At 69.3% G+C, this 26,969-nt stretch carries 25 protein-coding genes and 3 pseudogenes; 12 read left to right on the forward strand and 16 right to left on the reverse strand.

Annotation, left to right across the window (positions count from 1 at the left end; genetic code table 11):
• Positions 1 to 120: 120 nt before the first annotated feature.
• Positions 121 to 657: an SMI1/KNR4 family protein gene (locus OO52_RS19540; RefSeq protein ID WP_158712523.1), complete on the reverse strand. Its 537-nt coding sequence runs from the start codon at positions 655 to 657 to the stop codon at positions 121 to 123.
• A gap of 317 nt (positions 658 to 974) precedes the next feature.
• Between OO52_RS19540 and OO52_RS50885 the strand changes: the two genes are divergently transcribed.
• From OO52_RS50885 to OO52_RS19545, 3 genes are all read left to right on the forward strand, one after another.
• On the forward strand, positions 975 to 1,118 hold the full coding sequence (locus OO52_RS50885) for a hypothetical protein (RefSeq protein ID WP_158712524.1): 144 nt from the start codon (positions 975 to 977) through the stop codon (positions 1,116 to 1,118).
• Positions 1,119 to 1,197: 79 nt separating this feature from the next.
• The gene (locus tag OO52_RS50890; protein ID WP_158712525.1) at positions 1,198 to 1,440 is read left to right on the forward strand and encodes a hypothetical protein; all 243 of its coding nucleotides are present in this window, start codon (positions 1,198 to 1,200) and stop codon (positions 1,438 to 1,440) included.
• A gap of 167 nt (positions 1,441 to 1,607) precedes the next feature.
• Positions 1,608 to 2,252, forward strand: a complete 645-nt coding sequence (locus OO52_RS19545; RefSeq protein WP_030647822.1) for a LysE family translocator — start codon at positions 1,608 to 1,610, stop codon at positions 2,250 to 2,252.
• Positions 2,253 to 2,398: 146 nt separating this feature from the next.
• Here OO52_RS19545 and OO52_RS47480 read toward each other — a convergent pair whose 3' ends face one another.
• Together OO52_RS47480 and OO52_RS19550 are read right to left on the reverse strand one after the other, a co-directional pair.
• On the reverse strand, positions 2,399 to 2,869 hold the full coding sequence (locus OO52_RS47480; protein ID WP_078877031.1) for a DUF4240 domain-containing protein: 471 nt from the start codon (positions 2,867 to 2,869) through the stop codon (positions 2,399 to 2,401).
• A gap of 528 nt (positions 2,870 to 3,397) precedes the next feature.
• The gene (locus OO52_RS19550; protein WP_030647824.1) at positions 3,398 to 3,808 is read right to left on the reverse strand and encodes a cupin domain-containing protein; all 411 of its coding nucleotides are present in this window, start codon (positions 3,806 to 3,808) and stop codon (positions 3,398 to 3,400) included.
• 179 nt (positions 3,809 to 3,987) lie between these two features.
• Between OO52_RS19550 and sigJ the strand changes: the two genes are divergently transcribed.
• Entirely contained in the window at positions 3,988 to 4,902 is a 915-nt protein-coding gene (sigJ, locus tag OO52_RS19555) for an RNA polymerase sigma factor SigJ (RefSeq protein WP_030647827.1), read from the forward strand.
• A 163-nt stretch (positions 4,903 to 5,065) separates the two neighbouring features.
• Here the strand turns inward: sigJ and OO52_RS19560 are convergent, their stop codons facing one another.
• Both OO52_RS19560 and OO52_RS19565 read right to left on the reverse strand, forming a co-directional pair.
• Positions 5,066 to 5,689, reverse strand: coding sequence for a histidine phosphatase family protein (locus OO52_RS19560; RefSeq protein ID WP_030647833.1), 624 nt, complete (start codon positions 5,687 to 5,689; stop codon positions 5,066 to 5,068).
• A 472-nt stretch (positions 5,690 to 6,161) separates the two neighbouring features.
• Positions 6,162 to 6,557 carry a hypothetical protein gene (locus OO52_RS19565; protein ID WP_158712526.1) on the reverse strand — a complete coding sequence of 132 codons (396 nt, stop codon included), beginning with the start codon at positions 6,555 to 6,557 and terminating at the stop codon, positions 6,162 to 6,164.
• A 176-nt stretch (positions 6,558 to 6,733) separates the two neighbouring features.
• Here OO52_RS19565 and OO52_RS53985 point away from each other — a divergent pair, with 176 nt between their 5' ends.
• Positions 6,734 to 6,856, forward strand: a complete 123-nt coding sequence (locus OO52_RS53985) for a hypothetical protein (protein ID WP_267885026.1) — start codon at positions 6,734 to 6,736, stop codon at positions 6,854 to 6,856.
• A gap of 565 nt (positions 6,857 to 7,421) precedes the next feature.
• The gene (locus OO52_RS19570; RefSeq protein WP_030647838.1) at positions 7,422 to 8,075 is read left to right on the forward strand and encodes an NAD(P)H-binding protein; all 654 of its coding nucleotides are present in this window, start codon (positions 7,422 to 7,424) and stop codon (positions 8,073 to 8,075) included.
• Between the two features lie 47 nt (positions 8,076 to 8,122).
• On the opposite strand, the gene OO52_RS19575 is transcribed toward OO52_RS19570, so the two are convergent.
• A complete protein-coding gene (locus OO52_RS19575) occupies positions 8,123 to 8,884 on the reverse strand; it encodes a DeoR/GlpR family DNA-binding transcription regulator (protein WP_030647841.1) in 762 nt (253 codons plus the stop codon).
• A gap of 88 nt (positions 8,885 to 8,972) precedes the next feature.
• Between OO52_RS19575 and OO52_RS19580 the strand changes: the two genes are divergently transcribed.
• Positions 8,973 to 10,160: an MFS transporter gene (locus OO52_RS19580; protein ID WP_030647844.1), complete on the forward strand. Its 1,188-nt coding sequence runs from the start codon at positions 8,973 to 8,975 to the stop codon at positions 10,158 to 10,160.
• A 425-nt stretch (positions 10,161 to 10,585) separates the two neighbouring features.
• Positions 10,586 to 10,801, forward strand: coding sequence for a tautomerase family protein (locus tag OO52_RS19585; protein ID WP_030647847.1), 216 nt, complete (start codon positions 10,586 to 10,588; stop codon positions 10,799 to 10,801).
• 78 nt (positions 10,802 to 10,879) lie between these two features.
• Here OO52_RS19585 and OO52_RS19590 read toward each other — a convergent pair.
• From OO52_RS19590 to OO52_RS19605, 4 genes and pseudogenes are all read right to left on the reverse strand, one after another.
• A pseudogene (locus OO52_RS19590) lies at positions 10,880 to 11,187 on the reverse strand (transposase); the annotation flags it as partial.
• Positions 11,188 to 11,592: 405 nt separating this feature from the next.
• Positions 11,593 to 12,000, reverse strand: a pseudogene (locus OO52_RS47485) (transposase); the annotation flags it as partial.
• A gap of 97 nt (positions 12,001 to 12,097) precedes the next feature.
• Positions 12,098 to 13,162, reverse strand: coding sequence for a CU044_5270 family protein (locus OO52_RS19600; RefSeq protein WP_051818649.1), 1,065 nt, complete (start codon positions 13,160 to 13,162; stop codon positions 12,098 to 12,100).
• Complete coding sequence (locus OO52_RS19605) at positions 13,159 to 13,797, reverse strand: RNA polymerase sigma factor (protein ID WP_030647856.1); 639 nt, start codon at positions 13,795 to 13,797, stop codon at positions 13,159 to 13,161. Before OO52_RS19605 ends, OO52_RS19600 begins: the two co-directional genes overlap by 4 nt.
• A 962-nt stretch (positions 13,798 to 14,759) precedes the next feature.
• Between OO52_RS19605 and OO52_RS19610 the strand changes: the two genes are divergently transcribed.
• Positions 14,760 to 15,251, forward strand: coding sequence for a DUF2975 domain-containing protein (locus tag OO52_RS19610; protein ID WP_030647859.1), 492 nt, complete (start codon positions 14,760 to 14,762; stop codon positions 15,249 to 15,251).
• Positions 15,251 to 15,472: a helix-turn-helix domain-containing protein gene (locus OO52_RS19615; RefSeq protein ID WP_030647862.1), complete on the forward strand. Its 222-nt coding sequence runs from the start codon at positions 15,251 to 15,253 to the stop codon at positions 15,470 to 15,472. The genes OO52_RS19610 and OO52_RS19615 overlap by 1 nt, the downstream gene beginning before the upstream one ends.
• A 243-nt stretch (positions 15,473 to 15,715) precedes the next feature.
• On the opposite strand, the gene OO52_RS19620 is transcribed toward OO52_RS19615, so the two are convergent.
• The 3 genes from OO52_RS19620 to OO52_RS19630 all read right to left on the reverse strand — a co-directional run bounded on the left by OO52_RS19620 (position 15,716) and on the right by OO52_RS19630 (position 19,253).
• Positions 15,716 to 16,069 (reverse strand): antibiotic biosynthesis monooxygenase family protein, encoded by a 354-nt coding sequence (locus OO52_RS19620; protein ID WP_030647865.1) that lies wholly within the window; start codon positions 16,067 to 16,069, stop codon positions 15,716 to 15,718.
• 448 nt (positions 16,070 to 16,517) lie between these two features.
• Complete coding sequence (locus OO52_RS19625) at positions 16,518 to 17,294, reverse strand: SAM-dependent methyltransferase (RefSeq protein ID WP_030647868.1); 777 nt, start codon at positions 17,292 to 17,294, stop codon at positions 16,518 to 16,520.
• A gap of 492 nt (positions 17,295 to 17,786) precedes the next feature.
• Entirely contained in the window at positions 17,787 to 19,253 is a 1,467-nt protein-coding gene (locus OO52_RS19630; RefSeq protein ID WP_030647871.1) for an MFS transporter, read from the reverse strand.
• Positions 19,254 to 19,402: 149 nt separating this feature from the next.
• Between OO52_RS19630 and OO52_RS19635 the strand changes: the two genes are divergently transcribed.
• A complete protein-coding gene (locus tag OO52_RS19635; RefSeq protein ID WP_030647874.1) occupies positions 19,403 to 19,969 on the forward strand; it encodes a TetR/AcrR family transcriptional regulator in 567 nt (188 codons plus the stop codon).
• Between the two features lie 426 nt (positions 19,970 to 20,395).
• Complete coding sequence (locus tag OO52_RS19640; protein ID WP_030647877.1) at positions 20,396 to 22,663, forward strand: N-acetylmuramoyl-L-alanine amidase; 2,268 nt, start codon at positions 20,396 to 20,398, stop codon at positions 22,661 to 22,663.
• A gap of 481 nt (positions 22,664 to 23,144) precedes the next feature.
• Here the strand turns inward: OO52_RS19640 and OO52_RS19645 are convergent, their stop codons facing one another.
• From OO52_RS19645 to OO52_RS19655, 3 genes and pseudogenes are all read right to left on the reverse strand, one after another.
• Entirely contained in the window at positions 23,145 to 23,357 is a 213-nt protein-coding gene (locus tag OO52_RS19645) for a hypothetical protein (RefSeq protein WP_234317215.1), read from the reverse strand.
• A 486-nt stretch (positions 23,358 to 23,843) separates the two neighbouring features.
• A pseudogene (locus OO52_RS19650) lies at positions 23,844 to 24,992 on the reverse strand (cellulose binding domain-containing protein); the annotation flags it as partial.
• Positions 24,993 to 25,303: 311 nt separating this feature from the next.
• The gene (locus OO52_RS19655) at positions 25,304 to 26,950 is read right to left on the reverse strand and encodes a glycoside hydrolase family 27 protein (protein WP_030647890.1); all 1,647 of its coding nucleotides are present in this window, start codon (positions 26,948 to 26,950) and stop codon (positions 25,304 to 25,306) included.
• Between the last annotated feature and the right edge of the window lie 19 nt (positions 26,951 to 26,969).

A 26,969-nucleotide genomic window follows, 5' to 3' on the forward strand; every position in this document is an offset into this window, starting at 1 on the left:
AGGAGGCCGCGGAGGACCACCGGTTGCGGCTGGTGACAGGGTTCTCACCGCACCCCGGGCATGGCCCATGAGTAACGACGGCACTGGCGTGTCAACGAACGTGGGGCGGCCGGGCTCTCGTCAGAGTGGCCGGCCGTCGAAGGGGTCGCCGGAGCCGGGCGTGAACGTCGTGCCGAGGTCGTACTGCGCGAACCCGAAAGGTCGAAAATCGGCATCGGCGAGGACGCGGTAGAGGAACTCCGAGGTGGACATGTCGTACCGGTGCCACGCACCGACGTCATTGGACCGCGCGAGGACGGGGTACTCGCCCGGCCGCTCGGCGTCGATCAGCCAGAAGTACTCGTCGGCCCATTCGGTGGAGCCCCACTCGACCAGCCCCTTGCCGCCCGGCGCGTAGATCGCATAGGGCTCGACGGCGGAGACGTTTCCGAGCCTGCTGTCCTGATCGACCGACAGGTCGACCCGCCACTGGGTCAGGAAGTCGAACGCGCGGCCTTCGTCGCGCCCCAGAAAGTAGAGGGAATCGCTGAAGACGCCGCCGCTGAACGCTTCGTAGAGCTCCTTGTAGTCCGTCGGCAGCGGAACCCCCAGCTCTCCCTCGATCGCCGCCCAGTCGACGGAGATCCCGAGCGGCTCCCACCCGGTCAGTTCGATCACTCGGTGCACCCACATGCGACAATCTTTTAGCACCGGTTCTCGTTCCGATGTCCCTCAACCCCCTCGTCGCTCTCGTGGAGATCGGCAGCACGCCGACCTGAGCGCCTGGTTCGGCGGCAGGCCAAGGCTGGACGTCGAAAGCGTCGCCGCATACCTGTCCGGCCTGCTCTACGGCGGCGTCGCCCACGGCGACCGGGAGGCGGGCGGCGCCGTACGGACCTTTCCACGGCGAACAGGACAGCTCCTGGCAGGGCCCGGCTCTCGCTTACGTCAGCCCGGCCGACATCCGGCCGGCCAGGGCACGGATCCTCAACCATGTGGCCGGCACAGCCGAATTCGCCGCCTACGCCGACCGGACCGCATGGGAGGTCATGAAGCCCGACGCCGGCCTGCCGGAGCGGGCCGGCGTGCCGTGCCGGATGCGCACCGGAAACCTTCTGACGGCGGCGTGCATCCGGTGAGGCCATTGGCGCGTCTTGGAAGCCGCCAACCGCGAGGCCCACCCTTTCCTACTTCCAGCGCCCCGCCGACCACGACCTCATGCGAGAACATGGCGTCCAGCACCCGTCCTGGGGCGGCTTCACCGAAGCAAGAACCACCTGTTCACCCACCCCACCCCACCCCGCCCTCACTGAAATCGGCAAGGCGTACGACAAGTCCGCCGCCCAGGTCGTCCTGCGCTGGCTGATCCAGGGCAGCGCCATCACCATCCCCAAGTCGGTACGTCCCGGGCCCTCCTGCACTGGGTTACGACTCCGCGGGCCACCCGGCTGGAGTCCTTGATGTTCATCGGTCGGCTGGAGGCAGGGTGCACGGAGACACCGAACCGCAGGGCCGTATCCTGAGGCAGGTGAACGCAGGCACTGCCGATGCGTCGCAGCCGCCGGGCGCAGCCGGGCGGCGCCCCACTCCGGGTAGCAGGTACCCGGCAAACGATCGGGAGTTGACCGGTGATCAGTCTGGCCGCGGTGGGGGGAGTGGCCCTGGTCGAACTGGGCATGGCCCTGACTCCGGGACCGAACATGATCCACCTCGCCTCCCGCGTGATCACCCAAGGCCGCAGGGCGGGCCTGGTCAGCCTGAGCGGGACCGCCGTGGGATTCCTGTGCTACCTGCTGGCCGCCGCCGCGGGCCTGTCCGCGTTGTTCGCCGCCGTGCCGCTGGCGTTCATGGTGGTCAAGCTCGCCGGGGCCGCCTACCTGGCTCACCTGGCCTGGGGGATGCTCAAGCCCGGTGGCCGCTCGCCCTTCGCTCCGGCCCAGGACCTGCCTCCGGTGTCTGACGCCCGCCTGTTCTCGATGGGGCTCCTCACCAACCTGCTCAACCCCAAAATCGCTCTCATGTACGCCGCGCTTCTACCCCAGTTCATGGATCCGCAGGCGGGCCCGGACTGGGCGCAACTGCTCCAGCTCGGTGCTGTACAGATCATCGTGGGTCTCTCCGTGAACGCTCTGGTCATGCTGTGCGCGGCACGGGTGTCCGGGTTTCTGGCCGCCCGACCCCGCGCGATGACCGCTCAGCGGTTCGCGTCGGGCGGCCTGCTCGGCGTCTTCGCGCTGCGCACCGCCCTGTCCCGTACGCCCGTCTCGGCCTGAGCCATGCCCGCGCGCCTGTGACACCCGCGCGTCCCGGCGCGCGTTCCTGTGCCCCGTGTATCACCGTGGACCTGGAGGATGGCCCGGCCCCGCGGACCACGGCGACGACACCATGCCGTGCGGCACCGTGCCCGACTACCTCTGTCCTAAGCGGTCGTTCCTTCAAGGCGGTTGAAGCGGCAGGAGCTATGCGCCGGTCCATCCAGCAGTGTTCGAGTAGGACTCGTAGGAGTAGCGGGTGTTGCGATCCCACTCCTCACCGGTGATGCGTCTGTATGCCTCGTCTGGCACGTAGAGCAGGTTCTCTGCCAAGTGAGATCGGCGACATAAGGGACGAAAAGCTGCGGGTCGCGGAGCACTGCTTCGTAGGTTTCACGGCCGGCGGCGACGACGGCTGCCCGCGCGTAGAGGAAGCTGTCACTCGACAGGTCGTGCCCGTACTCCTTGCGGTCCAGTCGGTACAGCGCCCACGACAACTGTTCGGCGAACCCCATCACCGTGGCCAGCGGTCCTGCGGCCAGACGGTTGGTCACCGCTGCGGCCAGTTGCTCGGCGTCGGGGTCGGGCATGGATGGCGTGCAGTCGCCGATGAGCTGCCAGAAGGCGTTCTCGTTCATGTTCGGAGCATGACTGCCGTCGCATACTGGCAGCGCCCGCGGGGCAGCTCACCAGGCGACGTTGGCAGATCAAGGTGGCCGCGAGGGCGACGAAGCGAGGAACGAGGCGACGATCGAGTGGCTTCCCCAGCGCTCACAGCTGCCTACAGCGCCTCGTGTGGCCGTGTGTGCAGCCGATCTCCGTGCAAGGCTCCGTCGTAGGCGCTTCCTGGACGTGTAGCTCCTTTCCCGTCCCGCCCCCAGGGGGAAGGACCCCGGCGTCGACCTGTCGTGGCCGCCGCAGTCGACGAGGGGGTTTACGAGCAGCCAGGCGTACAGCTTCACCCGATGGGCGCGCGGTGAGCCGGTCGCGAATCAAGAACGGGGGCAGGTGGTGGGTGTCCCTGTTCATGGGCGGGACCGTCACATGGGAAGCGGCGGCTCTGGTCGGCGGAGGCCCTCCTCGGCACCCATGAGACCCGGGCCGCCACTGTCGCCCGGCTGTACGTCACCTTCGCGAATGCGAACATCGACTTCTGGGCGTGGTCATCAGGGCCGGGCAACCCGTAGGTGCTGTCGTTCGGCCAGCTCCTCCGCGCCGACCACGGTCAGAACCGGGGTACCAGGCGGCGCGAACATGGTCACCACCAGTTGTGACTGCGCGTCCGGAAGGTTGTTGGCGCCCTGGTAGTGGATCACGTCGCCCCCGGGCTCGAAGAGGGCGTCACCGGCTTTGAGCACCCGGGGCGGCTGTCCCTCCAGCTCGAAGAGGATCTCGCCCTGGGTCACGTAGCCGAAGACGGGCCCGGGGTGCCGGTGCGGCGGCGCACCGGGGTCACCGGGTGCCAGGGTGACCCGGATGGTCCTGGCCTCGGCGCCGGCCGGGATCCGGGCCGCCGCTTCCGGCAGGGCCGCGATCACCTCGACGCCCGGGGGCAGGTGTGCGTGCTCAGCGCTCATGTTCTCCTCCAAGCAGGGACTGTTCCACTGGAAGGACAAGACGGCCTCCCTGTTTGTGACAGCCCACGTGGCGAAGCCGCAAATGCGAACGCCGTAGAATCGCAGCGGGTGGGCCGTCCTCGCGCCGGAGGTACGCCCGCCTGGGGGCACGACGGTTGAACCGCGGAGGCATCGGCACCATGGACGAGCATCAGCAGCTCACCGAAGGCTCCCTCGACGAAGCGGCGAACGCGTTCGAGCGACTGCGTCCACAGCTGTTCGGTATCGCGTACCGCATCCTGGGCAGCGTGTCCGAGGCCGAGGACGTGGTGCAGGACGTGTGGCCGCGCTGGCAGGGCGCCGACCGGAGCGCGGTGCGGAATCCCAGGGCGTTCCTGGCGAAGATCACCACACGTCTGGCGATCAACGTGGCTCAGTCGGCGCGGGTTCGCCGCGAGGCGTACGTTGGGCCGTGGCTGCCGGAGCCCGTGGACACCAGTGTGGATCCGCAGGTCGGCGCGGAGCGCGGCGAGGCGCTGGAGCTGGCCGTGCTGCTGGTCCTCCAGAAGCTGAACCCCGTGGAACGGGCGGCCTACGTGCTGCGGGAGGCGTTCGGCTACGCGTATGACGACATCGCGGGCATGCTCCAGCTGAGCCAGGCCAATACGCGGCAAATTTTGAGCCGGGCCCGCAAACGCCTGTCCGCCGAGCGCCGGGAACCCGTCGAGGCGGCCCAGCACCGACGGCTGGCCGAGGCCTTCGTCGCCGCCGCGCAGCACGGTGACGTCGCCGCGCTCGAGAGCGTGCTCTCGGCGGACGTCGTCGCCTACGCGGACGGGAACGGCATGCGCGGTGTGGCACGGGTGGCGATCGTGGGAGCCGAGCACGTGGCCAGGGTCACTGCCTTCGCCAAGAAGTTCTTCCCCGTCGCCGAGTACAGCGTGGCCGAGGCGAACGGCCTGCCCAGCCTGCTGCTCGTCCAGAACGGGGTCACGGTGGCTCTGGTGAGCGTCACGGTGGGACCGGACGGTGTGGACGGGCTGTACTGGGTCCTGGCACCCGACAAGCTGAGGGCTTACGAGCGGTCGAGTCGCAGGCTCACGGGGCGCCCCTGAGAGCGGTCCGGCACATGGCCATCCGATGCTCGGGAGACGGCGACTGGGGATTGACGTGGCCTGCGGGGGTTTCGAACCGTACGCAAAATGCGCTCTGAAGGGACACGCCGGTAGACGCCTTCGCACGGCGCTATGGGCCACGGCGATGGCCTGACGGTCGACTTCAGATGTGCAGCTCGGGGGGAAAGCCCGTCCAGCGCAGCTCGGTGGGCAGATGCCGCATGTCGTTGGAGACGAGGACGGAGGCGGGCCGACCGGGTGCGTAGCGGATGACCGTGAGTGCCGCGTTGCAGTGGTTGAGGCCGAGCCAACGCCACTTCGGCGCATGCATGGCGTCCCGGACGAGCCAGGCGACCAGGAAGTTGTGGGTGACGACCAGTTCATGCCGGTCCTCTTCACCGTCCACCGGCCCGGTGAACAGATCCAGCGCCTGACGGGCCAGCACAGGTCCATGCTTCCGCTCCTCCTCGGTGGCACCAGCAAGGAAGCGGAGATAGAAGTCTGCTGATTCCGCCGGGAGTTCGTCCTTCTCCGGTATGTAGGGCACATAGTCACCAGCGACTTCCGTAACGTGCAGAGGTACGCCCTTGTGCTGGTCGCCGATCAGGTGTGCCGTCTGCTTCGCCCGCGGCAGGGGACCATGGTGAACAGCAGTGAAGGGGATGTCCCGGAGGCGTTGGCCTAGCAGTGCGGCTTGCCTTCGACCCGCCTCTGTCAGCTCGCTTTCGTCCGGTGATGCCTCCCCGTGCCGGACAAGATAGAGGTATCGGGTGGCTATGCCGGTCATTTCAGGCTCCTCTGGGTGTGGCGGCGATCTTGTGCATCAACGGACGGTGTCCGCCCTGGTGCTGGTTCCCTGCACGTATCGCAGAGACAAGCCGTAGCTGATTGACCACGAGCGTTGTTGACAATCGCCAGGCTTGATCATGACGAAGACATCCGGTGTGGTGGAGCTGTCTAGGACAGCACCGCACGGAGGTCCGACCACGCGTCCGGCTGCAACACCCCACACAGCCGGGACCGAACGCACTTGTGCCCAGGTAGACCCCGACGCTCGTCAGGACACTGCCGGCGATCGGGGAGCCACGTCCGAGGAAACCCACCGTCCGAACCGATCGCCCCCTGATCCCCACCCCGGACAACACGCGGATCACCGCACCGCCACGGGACACCCCGGCCCGCAAAGACGGCATGTGCCCGCCCAGAGGCCCCTGGGGCGCGAGCCGGACTGCCAATCTGGGTGGTCCGGCTCGCGTGTGTCAGTTCGGGTAGCCGATCGTCGCGTTGCCCTCGACCAGTTCACCGTCGTGCAGCTTGTTCAGGTAGAAGTAGTAGGTGCCGGGGTCCGGCGCGGTGAAGAAGGCCCGCTTCCCCTTCACGCACTTCAGTGTGTGGCCTTCCAGCTTGATGTCCGGCCCGAACACCGAGCGCCGCAGTTCGGCGTAGAACGTCTGCTGTGACCGGCACCGAGTCAGTGTGAACGAGGTCGACCCGCGTTTCTGGTTCCAGGTGCTGGTCTCCATCTCCCTGAGGAAACTGAAGGAGATCTTCTTGTCGACGCGGCCGGCGGCACTCGCCGGACTTGCTTGAGCGGCGGTGAGGGACGCGGCACACAGCACAACAGCTGCGAGGCGGCTCATAGCCGAAGGGAGCATGTGATCCTTCCTTCCGGGATGTCGGGTACGTGATCACACTGACAACGACCGGAAGGCAGGACTGTTGCGACCAGGGCAGCCAGGTTCCCGCGCACGCAGCACCCCGCACCGTCCACCTGGCCGGTCACCCGTCGGCTGAGACGTCCGGGAGCCGGTGAGGTTTTCTCATAGGCCAGGTGCTGGCCGCCACTTGGTTGCGGGACGGTGCGCAGGGTGTCACCGACGAGATCTGGGACGAGGTCGGGTCCCATTTCACCGAGGAGCAGATCGGCGCGATCAACCTGGAGACCGGCCGGTAAGGCGTGGGGTCGAACCCAGCCGGCTCTTACCCCGATGAGGCTTCCCCAGCGAAGTCGTCTGTCCGCTCGCGCCAGGCGAAGGCTGAGCACCCGTGATGCTCTGCCCCAGGCGGGCTCGGAGGCCACGAGGGGAGCAAGCGGGACCAGATCCGCCGACGGTGACCACTCGGAGGGGGCAGAGTACGGAACCAGGGCACGATCCGTGTCATCGCCAGTGTGCGGGACCCAGGGACCGAGGGACCCAGGGACCCAGGGACCGAGCCCGAAACCTGGATCCCTCGAGATCGCGCGACTGGCCGCGTCCGGCATGACGACCATGTCTTCCCCAAGCTCGGCATCAGCAAGTGGGCGCCACCGCGGGACGCCATCGGCAGCGGTGAACCCTCGCAGCACCGCAACGCGCCACAGCCGGGGCCTGTACGGCGTGACCCGAATGTCGGCCAAACTCGCGCCGAGACCCAGGACCGGAATGGTCGGAATACCCGTGCGGACACGCGTCGTTGATCGCTGGGATCGGTCTCGTGGCGGAGCCGAAGAGTTGCATCGGGAGAACGGAGCATCCGACGTGGACGTCTTCATCATCGGCATCACCGGCGGCATCGGCGATTTGCTGGCGCGGAAGCTGCGCTCCCGGGGAGACACCGTCCGCGGGCTCGTGCGCCGGGACGAGCAGCAGGCCGCCCTCGCCGCACAAGGCGTGCAGGCAACCGTCGGCGACCTCGCCGGCATGACCGTGGAAGAACTGGCGGCAGCATTCGGCGGTATTGACGTGATCGTCTTCAGTGCCGGCTCGAACGGGGGCAGCAGGGAGGTCACGAAAGCCATCGACGGTGACGGGGTCGTCAAGGCGATCGACGCGGCGCGCCTCGCCGGTGTGGAGCGTTTCGTGCTGGTGTCGGTGCTTCCGGAGTCCTGGCGGGAACGTGACCTCGGCGACGAGGTCGAGTACTACTTCGCCGTGAAGAAGGGTGCGGATGTCGCTGTCAGCCGCAGCGACCTGAACTGGCTGATTCTCCGTCCGTCCCTCCTCGTCGACGACCCGGGAATCGGCACCGTATCCCTCGGGCCGGCGGAGTTCCACGGCCAGATCGCTCGCGAGGACGTGGCCGCCACGCTCGCTGAACTGCTTCACGAGCCCCGGATCGGCCGGCAGATCCTCGAACTCAACACGGGATCGACACCCATCCAGGAGGCGGTCCGGGCGAACGTCCGCTTCTGACCGCCCGGTTGGCTGTCCGCCTGGGAGCCGGGAAGCGGTGGCCGGATTCAGACGATCTTGACGGTGGTGCCGCTGTTCTCGAGTGCGGTGGTCTCGTCGGCGGGCGCGGTGGTGTCGGTGACGAGGACGTCGACCAAGGTGGAGGGCCCGACGTAGGCGTGTGCGGTCCGGCCGAGCTTGCTGCCGTCGGCGGCGGCGATGATGCGCCGTGCCGATGTGATGACCGCCTTCTTCACCGCTGCTTCGTCGAGGTCGTAGGCGGTCATGCCGTCGCCGGAGGTCAGACCGCAGCAGCCCAGGACGGCGGTGTCGAACCGCAACGCCGACAGTGAGGCGAGGGTGAGCGGCCCGGTGAGGGCGCCTTCGCCGGCGCGGGGCCGGCCCCCGGGCACGAGCAGCGCAGTCGGTTCGGGGGCGCCACTGAGGACGTCGATCGCCTGCAGCGACAGGGGCATCACGGTGATCTGCCGTCCGCGCAGCAGGCGCGCCACTTCCAGACAGGTCGTGCCGCTGTCCAGCAGGACGGTCTCACCGTCGGTGATGAGCGAAGCCACCTCTGCCGCGATCCGACGTTTGGCGTCGACGGCTTCATGGGAGCGCAGTGCGAAGGGCGGTTCGTCCCCTCGCAGGAGCAGGGTGCGAGCCCCGCCGCGGAACCGTTCGAGGACGCCTTGCGCGGCCAAGTGGTCCAGATCGCGACGGACGGTCATTTCCGAGGCGCCCGTCAGGTCGGACAGCTCGGCGACCGTGGCCGTTCCTGCCTCCTGGACGGCCTGGGCGATCAGTCGATGACGTTCCACGGTGCTCATACCGTGATTCAACACCACTCCGAGCGAACATTCCTTATGATCGAAAGCTGATGTTCCGAACGGGCTACGTGTTCGTTATGGTGTCCACATGAAAAGAGCGCTGCGCGTCTCCCGCGTCGTGACGTTTGTCTATTTCGTCCTCAATGGCGTGTTGCTGGGCATGTGGGTGGTACAGATCCCTGCCGTCGAGGAACGCGTGGGCATCAGTCACGCGGCCCTGGGCGGGTTCCTCGTGTTGCTGGGGGCCGGGGCCTTCGCCGGCATGCAGGTCGGCGGGCGTCTGTCCGACCGGCTCGGCACGCGCACCGTCGTTCCGGCGGCCGGAGTGCTGTGCAGCGTGACCCTGGTGCTGCCCGGTCTCGCCCAGGAGCCGTGGGCCCTCGCGGCGGCCCTGCTGGTCTTCGGTTTCGGCAACGGCACCCTCGACGTGAGCATGAACGCGCACGCCGTGCAGGTGGAGAAGGCGTACGAACGGCCCGTCATGTCCGCCTTCCATGCCACGTTCTCCGTCGGCGGCGTCCTGGCCGCGCTCGCCGGCGCCGTGGCCATCGACCTCGGGTGGAACCCGGCCACGACGCTGGGCGCCGCCGCGGGCATCGGCGTCATCACTGCCCTGGTATCGGCTCGTGGTCTACTGCCCGCCGAGCCGGCCGCCCCCGTGACTGATACGGAGGCTGAGCCCGAGGGGAGGGGCCGCTCCGTTCCCACGCGGATCTGGCTCCTGGCCGTTCTGGCTCTGCTGATCATGCTGTGTGAGGGAGCCGCCAACGACTGGAGCGTCCTGCATCTCAAGACCGTTCTGGGCGCGCCGGAGAGCACCGCCGCCTTCGCCTATGGCACGTACGCGGCGACGATGACCATCGGCAGGCTCCTGGCGGACCGGATATCCGCCCGGTTCGGGCCGGTCGCCGTCCTGCGGTACGGCTCGGCCCTGGCCGCCGTCGGCATCACGGTCGTGACCCTCTCACCATGGATCTCGGCTGCCCTGACCGGCTGGGCGCTGTTCGGCCTGGGCCTGTCCGGCTGTATCCCGCAACTGTTCAGCGCGGCGGGACACGCCGACCCCGCGGCCGCGGGCACCAACGTGTCCCGGGTCGCCGGACTCGGCTACATCGGCATGCTCGCGGGCCCCGCTGTCATCGGCTGGATGACCCATCTCATGGCCCTCAACCACACCTTCCTGCTCCTCACGCTGTTCTGCGTGACGGCTGCCGCGGCGGCCGGCGTCCTGCGCCCCTCGCCGGAGCGGTCGCGCGTGGTCGAGCTGACCCCCTGACCGCCTGCGCGGCGCGCCGCCTGACCCCGCGCCGCGCAGGCTTCCTCCCCTGCCGCACGTGCTGCACTCGGCCTGGCCGCGGTCACTGTCTCCGCGCTTGCCATGCTTCACCGACGCCCGCACGCCCGGGTTCGGCCGCGACGTCGGCTGCTGACTTGGCTCGTCAGGGTGAATCCTCGTGAGGTCCCTGATCGCCCGGTGCGGTGGCTGTGTCCGGTGGTGTGAGGCGCGTCGATGGGGGCGGGCTGAGCGCTGCCGGACGACAGCCTGCGAGGCGGCCATCGGGAACGGTGAGCCGGGCGAGTGCCAGGAACCGATGGACCGGACATGCTCCGGTGCGCTGAATGGCTCCGTACATCGCGCGGCGGTCATATGCGCTGTTTAGCCTCACCGATAGGCACGATCACTAGGAAAGGAATGGCCCTATGCCTGTCGTGGAGATCAAGGTCATTGAGGGCGTCTTCACTCACGAGGAGAAGCGCCAACTGGTGGAACGCCTTTCAGAAACACTCATCGAGGTCGCGGGCGAGCCGATGCGCCAGGCCACCCACGCGTTCATCACCGAGACCCCGAGTGCCGAGTGGGCGATCGGTGGCACGGCGAAGAAGGCCGAAGACGTCAAGGCCATGCGGGGTTCCTGACCTCGACCTGTCGACGGGACGCGGGATCGTCGAGGGTCCGGCCGTAGTTCGGGAAGGCTGCGCCAGACGTACGTTCCCCACCCACTCGACGGGACTGAGGTCGGGCGAGTAGGCGGGCAGCAGGAACGCCGTCAGCCGTTCACGGGCGGCGATCAGCTCACGCATGGCGTGGGAGACGTGGTGCCCGCGCGGACCCGCACCAGCACGACCGGTGCCTTGACCAGTTGGTGGACGCCGTCGATCAGCGCGACGAAGCCGCCTTCGCCCATACCGCGGCGCTTGCCCTTGCCTGCGGGGTGGATGGGCAGGCGGTGGCACAGTCGGTTACGGGAGTCGGGCCGCATCGCCGTGAGTCCGGCCACTGACCGGCGTCCCGCGCGCCGCCCTCACCTGCGGACACACGCGTCGGCCCCAGGTGCGTCCCTCGGGGCGACCGGCGAGCGAAGAGCAGGCATCAATGAAGCGTTGCGCCGACTCGTCTGTTGTCTGATCACGGGTTTTGTGCGGTGATGACCGCGCCGTCGCCGAGTCGGCCGCCCGGACCCGATGGGTCAGGTGGTCACCGGGGCAGCCGGGTGACGAACGGGTCCGGGAGGGGGGCCGTCGGGGCCGGGCGTTGCCGGTCGACCCCTGCGCGGCGGTCGGACTCCTCGGCGCGGTGGCACCCGATGCCCAGGGCGCCACTGGCCAGGACCGTTGGGCGGTACGGGAGCGGCTGCTCACGGTCCCCCCAGCCATGTTCTCGCCACGGCCTCGGCGACCTCGTGGGCCCGCTCGGGGCTGTTCGGCTCGGCCTTGGGCAGGGCCACCTTCGTCTCGAAGCCGACCTCGTCGTCGATGCCGGTCCGGCGGCACCGCTCACGGTCGTCGGCCCAGGACGTGGGCAGATACAGGCGCCGGTCGATCAGTGTCCGCCGGCGATCGGTGGCAGAGGCGAGGAAGACGCCGACCTGGCGGTTCTCCGTCCGCCCGGCGGTGCCGGAGTGCTGCCGCTGCACCCGGCCCACCGCGTCCCTTCTTCAGAAAGCCCGTGTCGGCCCGCATGGCCGGCCCTCCTCCGCCAGCGTCCAGCCGTTCCTCCGCTGCAGCGGAGCGACCAAGCCCCGCGTACAAGCCGGCGCCGACTCCCGCGGCTCCGACCTGCTGAAACGGTGCACGAACCGCATATGAGCAGATTCCAGCGCACCCGACCACGACATGACATCAGCAAGGTCCCCAGCCGCAACCACACCAACGACCGACCTGGCCGTCAGCCAAGGCAAGCACCGTTGCAGTACCAGCGGGACGATCGCGTCCTCACGCATCCGTACCTTGCGCGCCGGGGCGCTGCTTCTGGGCGTCGACGACGGCCCGCTCCAGCACGGCGGTGTTCTCGAGGACCGTGCCGGGCTTGATGCCGTTGGCCTCCTTGACCTGCACAGCGCGGCTGCCGAGATAGGCATATGTCCTGTGGTCGAAGATCCACTCGGTGCGATCGCCGCTCTGCTGGTCGACGTGGGCCAGGGCGATGCCCTCGCGTCCCGCGGCGTCCTTCACATGCTCCACCACCACGACCCCGGGGATCTTGGCCGCGGCCCGGTACAGCGCTGCATTCAGCTTCGCCGGTGCGAGCTGCTCACCGAGCAGGTCGCCGACCGTGGTGAATGCCTGCTGGTCCGGGGAGTTTCCCCGGCCCTTGGTCTCCTTGTAGATCTTCTTCAGCAGGGCGTCCGGGTCGGTGGGCAGCGTCTTGAGGTAGTCGTAGGAAGGGGAGTTCACGTCGCGCTCGGTGTCGCTGTCGAGGGTGACACCGCCCTTGGGCTGGTAGCCGGGCTCGTCCAGCCAACCCTGCTTGCCGTCGGGGGAATGCCAGACCTCACGGATGTGCAGGGGCTGGACCAAGGTCTTGGACCTGTCTGTGTCGGTGTGCGAGACGGTGAGGTAGGAGACCTTGCTCTTGATGTAGATGAACTGGCCCGGGCCGGGTTCGGGCGTCTTGCGGGCCGAGGCGGCGGCGGCGATGTGCTCGACGGTGGAGGCGAGCCGGGCCGTGTTGCCGGGTTCGATGCGGACGACCGGGGCTTCGACCGGCAGCGGGGTGGTCGCGTTCGTGTCGCTGCCCCCGGAATTGGTCAGCGCGGCGAGGGCGAACGCGCCGGCCAGTGCGGCGGCGGTGACCGGGACACCGATCAGCAGGACACGGCGTGCCGGGCGGCGGGACGGCGCGGGGGCGGGTGTTGCTCGCCGAATCTCGTTCATCAGGTGCTCCTCGAGAAGCAGGTGACGGTCGAGCGACAGGTGCGGGTCTCCGGGTGCCGGCAGCAAACGGGCCAGCTCCGCGTGGTCGAGCGATTCCTCACGCCGCGACTTCTTGCGGATCATTCGGACCTCTCCTCGTACGACTCGTGTGACCGGGCCGCAGGAGTGCGGCCGCCCTGTCCTTGTCCGTTGCGCGGCAGTGGTTCCCTGCGATTTTCCAGTTCTTCCTCAGCCAGCTTGCTCAGCCGTCTGCGGGCGCGGGACAGACGCGAGCGCACCGTGCCGACCGGGACGCCGAGCACGGCCGCTGCCTCCGCGTAGCTGAGCCCGGACCACACGCAGAGTGTGAAGACCTCTCGCTCACTCCGGCGCAACTTCTTCAGCGCCTGCTGGGCGGCGGCCAGTTCGTCTGCATCGGCTATCCGACCGACGAGTTCGTCGGCGAAGTCCGGGACCGTTTCCTTGACCGGCAGACGCAGCAGAGCCCGCTGGTGGCGGCGCGCGGCGCGGGTGGTGTTGCGCAGTACGTTCACGGCGATGCCCATCAGCCAGGGGCGCGGACTGTCGCCCTCGTCCCGCAGCTTGGTGCGCAGTCGCCACGCCTCCAAGAAGGTCAGCGAGACGACGTCCTCGGCGACGGTCCAGTCCCCGGTCACTCGGACCGCGTGCCGGTGGACCAGTCGCGCGTGGTCACGGAAGAGCTCGCGGAACGCCTCGGGGTCGCCTGCCCGTATCCGGGTGTGCAATGAGTAATCCACGTCCAGCCTTGTCCACGCGGCTGTGCAGGTTCCTGTGGCGTGCGTCACAGGCGCCCATCCGTATCCGACAGGGCGTTCAGCAGCTGCTCGGTGGCGGTGACGACGGCCGGGTAGGAACAGCACATCAGCGGGGGTGGCGGCGGTGGCGGCCCGGCTGAGCGTCTCCCGCACGGCGGGCGCTGTCTGCCTGCTCGTCAGCCGTTCCCGGCTCAGCAGCTCGGCCGCGCGCCCGAAGCCCACGGGCCCGCTCTGCACGTCTGTTCCGCCGGCGATCGGCGCGTGGACGGCACCATCAGCGAAGGCGAGCACGGTCAGCAGGAACATCCGGCTGCGCTCGGCCGGCCCCTCCCACAGCAGCCGGTTGGCGGCGGCCGTGCGGTGCGGTTTCACCACCGCCATTGCATCCACCTGCACCCGCAAGGCCCGGATCTCGGCCTGCTGCTCTTGGCGGTTGCGGGCTCGGTTGGTCAGCCACGACGACAGAACGGCGATGACCGTCCCGGAGGCGAGCGTGCTGAACGGCTCGATCAACTTGTCCATGCTCGCAGGCTGGCCGTACACCGCCCCGGCGTCCGGGCCGTTGCGCAGCTGACGCACAACCCGCACGCTCCCGTTGCCGAGGCCAGCGGTCTTCTTTCAGGGCCGCGGAAAACATAACGGGGGGTGTTCCTGACGCCTTGTCGTGTCCGACGCCCGTTGCTCCGGTCGGTCACGGTTGGCCGGCGGTCCGCAGCCAGCCGGCCCTCAACGCCAGTGCCGGTGACGTGTACGAGGCGATCCTGCAGTTGCCCACCTGCCAGTTCACCGTGATCGACCTGCGCCCACCTGCTCGGCTACCCGACCGAGAGGATCGCCCGGAGCAGGGGCCTGGCGCAACCGCCATGCCATGTCTCCATCGCAGCCCTTGCTTCACCTATCGAATATCGATAGATTCCCATCGCTATTCGATGGAAGGATGGGTTATGGGAAAGCTGACCGTGCGTGCACTGCGCGCCGTGCTCGGGGTGGTGCTCGCCGGCACCGTGTTCGTGCAGGTACTGATGGTGTGGACGTTGGTCAGCGGAAGCGATCCGGAGGACGGGTCGCTCCCGCTGACCGCGCTGCGCCTGATCACGATCCTGGGCATGGTGTCGGTCCAGGTCGCCCTGGTCTGCGTATGGCGGCTGGTGACGATGGTCCGACGCGGAACCGTGTTCTCCCACGCCGCCTTCCGCTACGTGGACGGCGTGATCGGCGCGATCGTGGCGGCTGCCCTCGTGTGGTTCGCGGTCACGGCCATCAATGCGCCGGGCCAGCGGGACGACCCGGGCGTCACCGTCATCATGGGCGGGGTTGGCGTGGCCATCCTGGGGGTCGCCCTCATCGTGCTCGTGCTGCGGATGCTGCTCGCCCAGGCCGTCGCGCGCGACGTCGAAGCGGCGCAGATGCAGGCCGAGTTGGACGAGGTGATCTGATGCCGATCGTCGTCGACATCGACGTGATGCTGGCCAGGCGGAAGATGTCCGTGGGGGAGCTCGCGGACCGCGTAGGGATCACCCCCGCCAACTTGGCGGTGCTCAAGAACGGCCGCGCCAAGGCGGTGCGTTTCGCGACGCTCGCCGCGCTCTGCGAGGTGCTCAAGTGCCAGCCCGGCGACCTGCTGCGCTGGGAGGCCGAGGACGCCACAGGCACGTGACGTGCCCTTCCGCAGGGCACCAGGTGCGTGACCTTGGAGGGCTTGCCGCCCGGCACGGGTCACCTCCTGGATGGCCCGCAGCAGGCTGTGCCCGGGGGTGGGTGGGGTGTCGGACGAGTACGACGGCGTCCCTCGTGGTGAGGAACATGGCCTGGTAGTAGGAGTCGGTGACCCAAGGCTTGCCCTTACATGCATCCATCACTGGGCCATTGCTGGGTTGTGCCTCGGGCAGCAATCGCCGCGTCATGAGGGGCGGAGTTCGACAACGACGCGGTAGCTGGCAGGCTCTGAGGTGATGTGAAGGCCCGGGTCGTCGAACATGCGCTGCAGCGAGGCATGCCACTCGGGGTTGCCGGTTGCTTTGTCGAGCGCGGTTCCTGAGGTCCACTCGGCGATGTGGACGAACCGCACCTCAGGGGCGTCGGCGAGCGGCCTGTGCAGGCGGGAGCGGAGGAAGCCGGGCTGGGTCGACATGATCCGCGCGTTCTCCTGGTACACCTCGACGAAATAGTCGGCTTCGTCCGCCGGCACGGTGTAGCGCTTGATGACAGTGACCGGCCCGTCCGTGCCCGTCTTCGATTCCAGGGATTGACTCATGCTCACAGTGACCGACGACGCCCCGAATTTGTGACCACCTGTCGGCAGCTGATGTCGCGCCATGGCATGGAAGGCGATCGCGGGTGAGTTCCCACCCGATTGGTGTGCACGGCCGGGGCACCAGGAGGGGGGAGGCGGGCAGCCCAACCCCGAACTCCGGTCGAGCGGAAACTCCTCTACGAGACCTACGGACGCTGGTGCTCGGACGAAGGACCCCGCCCGGTCACCAGCCGCGACCGGCTCGACGCTGCCCGCCTCGCCACGATGGCCGACCTCGGTGTGCACGCCGGCACGGAGCCGGCCGTCTTGCCTGGGCGGTACCGGAAAGCTCCGCGAACGCCCGCGCGGCCAGGGCTGGCGCCCCCGGCGGCCGTGACGGGCGCGACCGTCCTGCTTCCGGACGGCTGGCCATGACCACGACGCTGGGAAACCCAGAGGTCCTGGCTCCCTACTTCACGGGGACGAGGGTCAAGTAGGCCAGGCCCATGACACCGCGATAACCCCGGAGCCACATGCTGCGGTGGTGATCCACGCGGTCGCGGGTCTCCTTTGCCAGGGGGTGATCGGGATGGGCGGCGAGCCATTCTTCGACGTCGGACTGGTAGGCGGACTCGAAGTGATCCCATTCATCATGGTTCGCGGACTCGATCCAGGCAGGGCGAAAGCCCGCGGCGATGGCGAGGTCGACGAGGCCGCAGAGGTCGTGGAACTCGGAGGCCGAGGCTCCCGGCCACATGGCCGACAGCTCGTTCGGAGCAGGTGGGCGCTGCCAGAAGCCCTCGCCGAGAAGGACACGGCCGCCCGGCTTCACCAGGCGGCGAAGGGCGTGCAGTGCGGCGGTGGTGTGTTCCGGTGGCTGGGCATCGCTGAGCGCGTGGCCGGCGCCAAGGCACAGCACGATGTCGGCGGGGCCTCGGGCGGTGTCGACGGCGGACTCACGGACGAAGTCGACGCGCTCGGCCAGCCCCCGGGCCTCGGCGTTGGCGCGTCCGCGTGCGAGGTCGTCCTCATTGAGGTCGATTCCGACGCCGGTCGCGCCGGGCGTGGCCTCCAGGAGACGGAGCATGAACTCTCCCCAGCCGCAACCTATGTCGAGGACGGCAGTCGGAGCGGTCGGGCCGACCCCATCGGCGAGCCGACGGATCATTCTGTCGGCCCGGTCCTCTGACAGAGGACCGTGGAAAGTGAGTCGGGTCAGTCGCGGCGGGGCAACGGTGTCGTCCATGGGCCGGACAGTAAGGACGGCCCAGCTGTCGATGCCACCGGTTTTCCGATGGGCAGCCGAGCCGGTGACGGCGCGGCCTCGTACCACCCGACATGACGAGTTCCATTTCAGTAGCGGCGGCCAAGGGCCTGGCCGTAGGCGCCGAACAGATCGACGGCACCCCGGAAGACGGACATGGCGGAGGGACGGAAGCCAGCCGGGCACCGGCCCACAGGCACAGTGCGGGACAGCCCCCGCCGGCGCGAGCTCGTCCAGGTTCGTCCACGATCCGCCCCACGGGTCCAGCGCGCCGTGGCCATGCGCCCATGAATCGCATGCCGGCCCTCTGGGCGGCCGCATACCGGTCACAGCCTCCCCCTGCCGCTGCCTCGCCCGCCGCGCCGTCCGCCTCGCCGCAGGCGTCAAGGCGCTCGCCTCGCCGAACCACCGCCCGTTCACCAGCCTCTGATCCACCGGCACCTCCGCACGGCCGGCGCGGGACCCCACATACCCTTAGCTGTTCACGGATGCCTCGTTCGAGGCGGTGACCGCGTCCGGACCGGTGGAACGACGCGGTGCCGCGGAGCCTTCCGCGGGCCTGGACCTCGCCAGCCACAGGCCGCTGAACACGGCGGTGGCCAGAGTGACGGTGCCGGCGGCGAGGAAGGCGCTGTCGAGTCCGGTCTCGAAGGAGGCGCCGCCGGATTGCCGGGTGCGGACGATGGCTCCGAGTACCGCCACGCCGAGCACCGCGCCGATCTGCCGGGTGGTGCTGCTGATGCCTGATGCGAGGCCGCCTTCGTGCGGGCTGACCGCTTGGATGGCGGCGCCCGTCAGTGGGGACATGGCCAGGGCGAAGCCGATGCCGGCGAGTCCCAGCCGCCACCACACGTCGCCGTAACCGGTGTCGGCGTGCACCATGCCGAGCGCCAGCAGCCCCAGGCCGGCCAGGGTCAGGCCGGTCGTGACGACGATGCGGAAGCCGTACCGGGCGGCGAGGCGGCCCGCGTACGGGCTGACGATCACCATGGCGAGGGACACCGGCAGGGTCTGCAGGCCGGCGCGCAGGATCGAGCTGCCCTGGACGTACACGAAGAACTGGGAGAAGAAGAACGACGAACCCATGAGCGCGAACCCCACCACGACCATGGCGGTGTTGGACACGGTGAACAGGCGCCGCTCGAACAGCCGCAGCGGCAGCATGGGAGCGGAACGACGCGCTTCGACTGCGACGAAGGCGGCGAGGAGGATCACCGCGGCGGCGAAGCCGCTCAGGATGACCGGTGAGGTCCAGCCGCGGGCACCACCCTCGATCAGCCCGTAGGTGAGCACCCCCACCGCCAGTACGGACAGCACCGTGCCGGGGATGTCGATCGCGGGGGCGTTCGGATTGCGGGACTCGCCGAGGTGGCGCAGGCCGACCAGCAGCAGGACCACGCCGATGGGCAGATTGACCAGGAAGATGGCGGGCCAGCCGAAGGCTTCCGTCAGCACGCCGCCGGCCACGGGGCCTGCGGCCAGACCGATTCCGCTGAGTCCGGCCCACAGCCCGATCGCCTTGACGCGTTCTCGCGGCACGGGGTAGGCGGCGGCGAGCAGAGCGAGCGAGGCGGGGCTCAGCGCCGCGGCCCCGATGCCCTGGAGCACCCGGCCGACGACCAGCCAGCCGACCGAGGGCGCGAGGCTGCACAGCAGCGACGCGGCGGTGAACACCGCCACGCCGGTCAGGTACACCCGCTTCCGGCCGAACCGGTCGGCGAAGACACCGCCGGACAGCAGCAGCATGGCGACCAGCAGTACGTACGCGTCGACGATCCATTGCAGGCCGGTCAGTTGAGTGTGCAGCCGGCGCTGCATATCGGGCAGCGCCGCTCCAACGATCGTGTTGTCGAGCAGGACCATGAATTGGCCCAGGCAGGCCACTGTGAGCAGCACGGTTCGGTTTGATCGACTGCCTGCGGTCGCATGCGACGCAGCCATGGTTACCCCCTCGATCGGTAGTTGCGCCCGGCCGCGGTCGACGCGGGTGGCAATACACCGGAACGCTCTAACGCGGCCAGCGACTGCGTTAGGTGACTGTAAGGTGGTGGCCCCACAAACGCAAGTATCGACTGCGTTAAGGTGAGGGCATGAACGAGGGACAGCGAGCGCGACGGCCAGGCGGGCGCAGCGCCCGCGTCGCCGCCGAGGTGCACCAGGCCGTCACCGACCTGATCGGCGAACGCGGCTACGGCAACTTCACCGTCCGCGACGTCGCAGCCCGCGCGGGGGTAGCCGACAGCAGCATCTACCGCCGGTGGGGCAACCTGGAAACCCTGCTCACCGACGTGGCGCTCACCCGCCTCAACACGCGGTCACCGATGCCGGACACCGGGAGCCTCGCCGGCGACCTGCGCACGTACGCGGCCCAAGTGGCCCGCGAGATCACCGGGCCCGACGGTCCGGCGGTGCTGCACCTGGCCGTCGCCCTGTCCGGCAACGGTCAGCAGGGCCTGGAGGCTCGTGACGCACTCCGCGTCGAACGCACCCGGCAACTCCAGTCCATGCTCGATCGCGCCCGCGAACGCGGCGAGCCCGCACCCGACGCGCTCGACGTGCTGGACCACGTCCTGGCCCCGATGTACATCCGCGTCCTGTTCGGCATTGGCCGGCTCACCCCGGACTACATCGACGATCTGGTCGACCGGTTGCTGTGACCTCGACCCGGCGCCCGGGACCGGCCTGGCTGAATCCGTAGGTCTGCGGGCCGTCGCCGCGGATCGGGGTGAACTCGGTGTCCGGGTGCGGGTCGTAGGCGTCGGGCGAAGCACCGCATGCGTTCGGTCAGTGGTCCGCGTCGCCGGAGCCAGACGCTCCCTGCCCCTGGCCTGGCCACACGCCGACCGCCCACCTCCTGACGTCAAGGCCCCGACCGGCCGTCTGTGGCACCCGCACAAGTCGCAGTGATCTACACCACACCATCCTCGGTTCCCGTGATGTTTGACGGCCGGGATGCGCTGGACGGAGGGCCACCCCGTGTGACGGGTGTGCTTCCTGTGTTCTTCTAACGGCCTTTTACGGGCCCTGTGTGGGGTGGATACGTCGTGAGCCGTCGTACGTCGCATGCGTACAGACCGCTGAACCTGAAACGCCGGGTGTGGCTGACGCTGGGTGCCGTGGTTCTGGGAGGCGGAGGGGTGGTGACCTACGCCGTCGCCAGCCCGGCGGACGATCCCGGCGCGACTGGCCGGGCCAAGCGGCCGGTCAAGGTCTTCGACCTCGCGCTGAAAGGCACCGCTGCCGACCGGCAGGACCTGGCGCGCACGGACACCTCGCAGTTCTCGATGCTCGGCGTCTCCTGGACGGGTGCCACCACGCGGCTGGACGGCACGGCGCAGGTGCGCACCCGCAGCACTGCGACCGGCGAGTGGAGCGCCTGGCGCGACCTGGAACTGAACGTGGATCCGCTGGAGAAGCCGGGCCGCCGCGTGCGCGGCGCGTCCGAGCCGCTGTGGGTGGGGTCCTCCAACGGTGTTCAGGTACAGGTCGTCCGCAAGAACGGCACCACGACCTCCCTGCCCAAGGGACTCGAGGTCAACCTGGTCGATCCCGGTGTGGTGACAGACGCCGAGGCCAAGGCGCACGGCAGCGAGCCGGCCGCGTTCGTCGAAGAGGGAAGCCCCGGCGCCACGAGCAGCGGCACCCCCGCCGATCCCGCCTCTCCCGGCGACGGCACCGCCGTGACGCCCACGGCGGCGCAAACCGCCACGTCCCCGGCCCCGACCGACACCACTACGTCCACGGCCACTCCCACCGACTCGAGCTCCGCCTCCGCCACGGCGAGCGCGTCCGCCGACCCCTCGCCCACCGGGCCGACCGCGCCGCCGTCCACGGTGCCCGAACCGCCGATCGTCGACCGCGCCGGCTGGGGCGCGGACGAGTCGATCAGCCCACAGGCGCCGGAGTACAACGCGGACGTGAAAGCCGTGTTCGTCCATCACACCGACGGCGCCAACGACTACTCCTGCGCCGAATCCCCGTCGATCGTGCGGGGCATCTACGCCTACCACGTACAGGTCGAGGGCTGGAAGGACATCGGCTACAACTTCCTCGTCGACAAGTGCGGCACCATCTTCGAGGGCCGCAAGGGCGGCGTAGGACTGCCCGTGCTGGGCGCCCACACCTACGGCTGGAACCGGGAGGCAGCGGGCATCGCGGTCCTCGGCGACTACACCACCACCGGCGCCTCCAACGCCGCGCTGGCCTCGATCGCCCGTCTGGCGGCCTGGAAGCTCGGCCAGTACGGCGCCGACCCGGCCGGCACCACCCAGCTCACCGCCGGCGCCACCCAGAAGAACTACTTCGGCACCAGTTTCACCACAGGAAGCGCCTACACCTTCCAGCGGATCTCCGGCCACCGCGACGGCTACAACACGCAATGCCCCGGAAATTCCCTCTATCCTCAGCTGCCGACCATCCGGGCCTGGGCGGCCGGACCGGTACAGGGCCTGAAGATCAGCTCACTGGGCGGCGCGACCGCGTCCGGATCGACGACCTACTACACCAAGGGCGCGATCACCGCGCACTGGACAGCCACCACACCTGCCTCGCTCATCAAGAACTTCCAACTGCTCGTCGACGGCAAGACCGTGGCCACCACCTCCGGCAGCGCCACCTCCGTCGGCGCCACCCTGCCCCTGGGCAGCCACACCATCGCCGTTCGGGCCGTACACCAGTCCGGCAAGACCGCGACCAGCTCCGCGCTGAACGTCGTGGCGGAGACGACCGCACCGACCTTCACCACCACCCCGAAGCTCTCCTTGCGTTCCGGCACCGTCAACACGTCCGCCGTACCTGTCACTCTCGGTTGGAAGGCCACCGACGACAAGGCGCTGCAGAGCGTGAAGCTGCTGTCCCCGACGACGGCGACGTTCAACGCGACCACCACCAGCTCCAGCCGCACCGCCAACTCCGGGACCGCCACGACCTGGTCGATGCGGGCCTACGACTACGCCGGCAACTACCGCACCTCCTCCGCGGCCTACACCCCTGTGATCCTCCAGGAGAGCTCCGCCACGAAGACCGGCAGTTGGACCACCCGGTCCTCCACCAGCTACCTCGGCGGCAAGTCCTACTCCAGCTCCTCCAAGGGCGCCAGCCTCACCTGGACCTTCACCGGCCGCTCCGCGGGCTGGGTGGTGTCCCGGGCCTCCAGCTCCGGCCAGGCGTACGTCTACGTCGACGGCACCAAGGTGGCCACTGTCGACCTCAAGTCGGCAACCACCTTGTACCGCCAGGCGATCTGGACCAAGAGCTGGTCCAGCAGCGCCAAGCACACGATCAAGATCGTCGTCGTGGGCACCAGCGGCCGCCCCACCATCACCACTGATGGCCTCGTCTACATCAAGTAGCCATCTGAGCTGAGCCGAGCCGAACCGATCGGCGCATGCGGGACCGCATGCGCCGATCAGCATGTGCGCTCGCTACGGTGACGGGAACGGGGAAGCCAGGGAAAAAGCGACAGCAGACAGGGACGGCTCCAGGGACTCTCCTGGCCGGCGGTGGGACCGGAAGGTTGCCGGGACCGGCTGCCGACCTGGCCGACGGCATCCACCGATCCGGGATGAGGTCGGAATGCGGCGTCCCGGTGGTACGGGGGAGACCACCGGGACGGCAACACCCAGCCTACTCGGGACTGCGCGCCCCCAGGCAGGGATCGCGGGACGTGTCCGGATGCGACCGTGCGGTCCAGCCGGCGGCGCGGGCCGATGCCGGGCGGTACGACACGGGCTGGAGACGCGGGCTTCAGCGAGTGGGGCCAGGTCTTCGGAGACGAGGTCCTCGCCACCGCGATCCCCAGCCCCGGCCCTCGGGCGGGACGGCCCGCCTGCCTCAGACGGGCCGCATCACCTGGGCCAGGCCCTCCGGAGTGTCCTTCACCTCCGGCGGCGGCCCCGGGTCGCCCCGATACGTCACACCGTCGATGGTGACCTCGCCCGTCGCCTCGGGCAGAGGCAGACGCTCGGACCGACCGTCGGCCGGCCCGCCGACGAAGGTCACCAGGACCGTGATCGAGTTCGGGTCCATCGAAGCTGTCGCCCCCACACGTTCTCCTTCACGCGGGGTGCCGGCGCCGTCTCCGGAACCACCGCATCCCACGAGCGCGACCAGCAGGCCAACGCACCCCACCACGCTCCGGATCTGCATTCAGGCATCCTGCCAGGGCCAGGTCAGGCCGCCAAGGTACGGTCAAAGGGCCGGCACCGCTGCCGAGGTCTCGACCGCCTCGGCGACAAGGACCCTGGCGCGGGTGTCGCCGACGCTCATGCGTCGTTGCTCGTGTGCCGTGTAGGTGCCGAGCCGGCTCTAGCCAAGGCGGTTCCGTGATCAAGCAGCGGTTCGTGCCGGAGATGACGGTCTCCGACTGCGATGCCTGCCTCATCTCTCCCCGAAGCCGATGGCCGGCGTGGCAGATTCGGGCCACGCGACAGCCAGTGCTCAACACCGGACTCGCCCTGGCCCTGGCCGGGCGAGGCGGTGCCACAGATCGAGCCGGAGATCGCGACGACGTGAGGTGGCCGAAGAAGGGGGTCAGGACGCCGTGCAGGCAGTGCCGTTGAGGGTGTAGGCACTGGGCGGCGCGGTGTTGCCGTCGTGGACGGCCTGGAAGCCGATCTCGACGGAGGCACCGGGGGCGATGGTGGCGTTGTGCGCTACGTTCCTGGCGGTCACCCGGCCGGAGACGGGGGAGTAGTCCGCGTTCCAGCCGGAGGTGATGGTCTGGCCGTCGGGGAGGGTGAACCCGAGGGACCAGCCGTCGACCGCCGTGGTGCCGGTGTTGGTGATGGTGATGGCCGAGGTGAGCCCGGTGTTCCAGGCGTTGACGGTGCCGGTGACCCGGCAGGTCGCCGTCCCCGGTGGCGGCTCGGAGGTCTGGAACTGGGTGAAGAACTTCCACACCTCCGCCGGCAGCCAGGTCCTGGTACCGCTGTCACCCGGAGCCCCGTCCTGGGGAGCGGCGATGTGCCCTTCGTCGAACGCGGCCCAGACGACCGGATGCCCGGCCGAGCAGCCCGAGTATGCGGTGACCCGGTGGGTCAGGCTGCCCGGTGCCGGCTCCGGCGGGTTCTGGGGCGTGCAGCCGTTGTTCGTGACGAACCTGTCCCGCAGCGCCCGTCCACCGGAGATGCCGAGGACGTTGTCCCGGAGGCCGTGCACTCCGAGGTAGGCGATGGGCTGGGTGCCGCCGCTGCATCCGCTGAGCAGCCCGCCGCTCTGGACCGCGACCGCGCGGAAGACCGTCGCGCGGGAACACGCCAGGGCGTACGACATCGCGGCGCCGTAGCTGAAGCCGAGGGCGAAGCGCTGGGTGGTGTCGACACACAGGTCCGCCTCGATCCGCCTGAGCAGGTCGTCGACGAACGTGACGTCCTCTCCCCCGGCATTGGCCCAGCCGTTGTTCAGGCCCTGCGGCGCGACGAAGACAGCGCTGTTGTCCGCCAGCCGCTGGAGCCCGTAGTAGGCCCAGGTGCCCGTCTCCACGGTGCGGCCGGTGGCGACGTCGGTCGCGGTGCCGCCCAGCCAGTGGAACCCGAAGACCAGCCGGTAGGGGCGGTTCCGGTCGTAGCCGTCGGGGATCCGCAGGATGAAGGCGCGGCTCTTGCCGTTGGTCTGGATCGTGTGTGTCCCGCTCGTCAGCGTGGGGGTCTTGCCGCATCCGGAGCTCGCGGCGCCGCCAGCCGGTGCGGCAGCGGTCCAGGAGGCCGCGCGAGGTGTCGTCGCCCTGGCCCAGTGCTGTGCCGCCCATGCTCAGGACGACCAGCACCGCGACCACGGCGGGCCATAAGAGGGATCTTGTCCTTGTCATCATGTGACTCGCCTTCGGTTTGCGGACCGGCATGGCATGGAACGAGGGGTCGACGTGCGGGTGCGGGGCAGCGCGGGCGTCCGTCCCCCGCCGCCGAGGCCGCCACGGCGGTCTCGGCGGCGTCGCACGTGGTGTCGGGAACGTCGGTGCGGGCAAAGCCGGTCGGCCGGTGGGTGGCGTTCGCTCAGGCGCGGGTCCACTTCTGGCCGGCCTGGCCGTTGCAGGTCCACAGGACCAGCGGCGTTCCGTTGGCGGTGCCGGCCCCGTCGACGTCGAGGCACAGGCCCGCGTGGACGTTGCGGACCGACCCGTCCGGGCCGAGGGTCCACTTCTGGTTGTCCTGGCCGTTGCAGGGCCAGGTGATGACGCGGGTGCCGTTGGCGGTGCCCTGGTTGTAGGCGTCCAGGCACTTGTCGCCGTAGACGCGGATCTCTCCGCCGGCCCATGTGGTCCACAGCTGGTTGGCGGCCGTGTGGCAGTCCCAGAGCAGTACCGTGGCACCGGCGGCGGTGGAGGCGTTGTCCACGTCCGCGCAGCGGCCGGACGCGTTGCCCCGCAGACGTGAGGTGGTGGCGGCCAGGGGGCTGCCGCCGGTCACCCGGAACACGGCCACGCCGTGGGCGGGGACGCTCGCCGAGATCTGCCCGGACGTGCTCGACGTGCCGCCGGTCCACAGGTCGGTGAGGGTGAAGGGGCCGCCGGTGAGGCCGACTTGCGCGGCGGTCGTGGTGACCGTGGCGGTGCCGCCTCCCCGGTTGAACAGGCCCACCGCGACCGAGCCGTCCGACAGGGGTTTGGCGAACACCTCGGTGGCGCCGTCGTCGCGCACCCTGCGCCCGCCCGCGCCCAGCGGATCCTGGTTCACGGCGATCAGACGCGGGTTGCGCAGGATCGCGCTCACGTCGGCGGACATGGTGCGGATGTCGTTGCCGGCCATGAGCGGGGCGCTCAGCAGTGCCCAGAGGGCGAAGTGGGAGCGGGACTCGGTCAGTGTCAGGCCGGGACGGCCGACGACCAGCATGTCCGGGTCGTTCCAGTGTCCCGGCCCCGACTGCGCCGCCAGCGGCGCGGTGACGTCCAGGACGTTGCCGACACCCATCGGGTAGCTGTTGGTGTTGCCGTTCTGCCAGATGTCGAGCAGGTCCTCGGTCGTCCGCCACAGGTCGGCGACCTCGCCCCAGTTGTACGTCGAGCCGGTGATGGCGTGGAAGCTGTTGGGGTTGATGGAGTAGACGATCGGCCGGCCGGTGGCGCGCAGGGCGTCACGCATCAGCGTGAACCGCGCGACCTGCTCGTCGCGGGTGCCGCTGGAGGAACACCAGTCGTACTTGAGGTAGTCGACGCCCCAGGAGGCGAACGTGGCGGCGTCCTGGGCCTCGTGCCCCCTGCTGCCGGTCGAGCCCGGATAGGCGCCGCTGGTCTGCGCGCAGGTGCGTTCGCCCGGCACCTGGTAGATCCCGAACTTCAGGCCCTTGCCGTGGATGTAGTCCCCGAGCGCCTTCATCCCGCTCGGGAACTTGGCCGGATCGGCCCGCAGGTTGCCTGCCGCGTCACGCTGCGGGTCGAACCAGCAGTCGTCGACCACGACGTACCGGTAGCCGGCGTCCCGCATGCCCGAGGACACCATCGCGTCGGCGGCCTGGCGCACCTGTGCCTCGGTGATTCCGCATCCGAAGCTGTTCCAGCTGTTCCACCCCAGCGGTGGCGTGAGCGCGGGGCTGCCCGGCGCGGCCGAGGCGGTGGAGTGGGCGGAGGCCGTCACGGTCGCGGTGATGGTCAACGCGGCGGCCGCGAGGAGGCGGAGCAGTCGTCCGCCTGATCGTCTGAGCACGTGGGGCTCCTTCGGCACG

Origin of the sequence: Streptomyces flaveolus (assembly GCF_000716535.1) — a bacterium.
GTDB classification, from domain to species: Bacteria; Actinomycetota; Actinomycetes; order Streptomycetales; family Streptomycetaceae; genus Streptomyces; species Streptomyces flaveolus_A.

What these genes read in the sequence shown, in the direction of transcription:
- OO52_RS19560 (WP_030647833.1), bottom strand. Translation starts at nt 5,689, where the DNA reads ATGACCGGCATAGCCACCCGATACCTCTATCTTGTCCGGCACGGGGAG.
- OO52_RS47480 (WP_078877031.1), bottom strand. Translation starts at nt 2,869, where the DNA reads ATGAACGAGAACGCCTTCTGGCAGCTCATCGGCGACTGCACGCCATCC.
- OO52_RS19580 (WP_030647844.1), top strand. Translation starts at nt 8,973, where the DNA reads ATGAAAAGAGCGCTGCGCGTCTCCCGCGTCGTGACGTTTGTCTATTTC.
- OO52_RS19625 (WP_030647868.1), bottom strand. Translation starts at nt 17,294, where the DNA reads ATGGACGACACCGTTGCCCCGCCGCGACTGACCCGACTCACTTTCCAC.
- OO52_RS19610 (WP_030647859.1), top strand. Translation starts at nt 14,760, where the DNA reads ATGGGAAAGCTGACCGTGCGTGCACTGCGCGCCGTGCTCGGGGTGGTG.
- OO52_RS19550 (WP_030647824.1), bottom strand. Translation starts at nt 3,808, where the DNA reads ATGAGCGCTGAGCACGCACACCTGCCCCCGGGCGTCGAGGTGATCGCG.
- OO52_RS19600 (WP_051818649.1), bottom strand. Translation starts at nt 13,162, where the DNA reads ATGATCCGCAAGAAGTCGCGGCGTGAGGAATCGCTCGACCACGCGGAG.
- OO52_RS50890 (WP_158712525.1), top strand. Translation starts at nt 1,198, where the DNA reads ATGCGAGAACATGGCGTCCAGCACCCGTCCTGGGGCGGCTTCACCGAA.
- sigJ (WP_030647827.1), top strand. Translation starts at nt 3,988, where the DNA reads ATGGACGAGCATCAGCAGCTCACCGAAGGCTCCCTCGACGAAGCGGCG.
- OO52_RS19630 (WP_030647871.1), bottom strand. Translation starts at nt 19,253, where the DNA reads ATGGCTGCGTCGCATGCGACCGCAGGCAGTCGATCAAACCGAACCGTG.
- OO52_RS19565 (WP_158712526.1), bottom strand. Translation starts at nt 6,557, where the DNA reads ATGCTCCCTTCGGCTATGAGCCGCCTCGCAGCTGTTGTGCTGTGTGCC.
- OO52_RS19585 (WP_030647847.1), top strand. Translation starts at nt 10,586, where the DNA reads ATGCCTGTCGTGGAGATCAAGGTCATTGAGGGCGTCTTCACTCACGAG.
- OO52_RS19620 (WP_030647865.1), bottom strand. Translation starts at nt 16,069, where the DNA reads ATGAGTCAATCCCTGGAATCGAAGACGGGCACGGACGGGCCGGTCACT.
- OO52_RS19615 (WP_030647862.1), top strand. Translation starts at nt 15,251, where the DNA reads ATGCCGATCGTCGTCGACATCGACGTGATGCTGGCCAGGCGGAAGATG.
- OO52_RS19575 (WP_030647841.1), bottom strand. Translation starts at nt 8,884, where the DNA reads ATGAGCACCGTGGAACGTCATCGACTGATCGCCCAGGCCGTCCAGGAG.
- OO52_RS19635 (WP_030647874.1), top strand. Translation starts at nt 19,403, where the DNA reads ATGAACGAGGGACAGCGAGCGCGACGGCCAGGCGGGCGCAGCGCCCGC.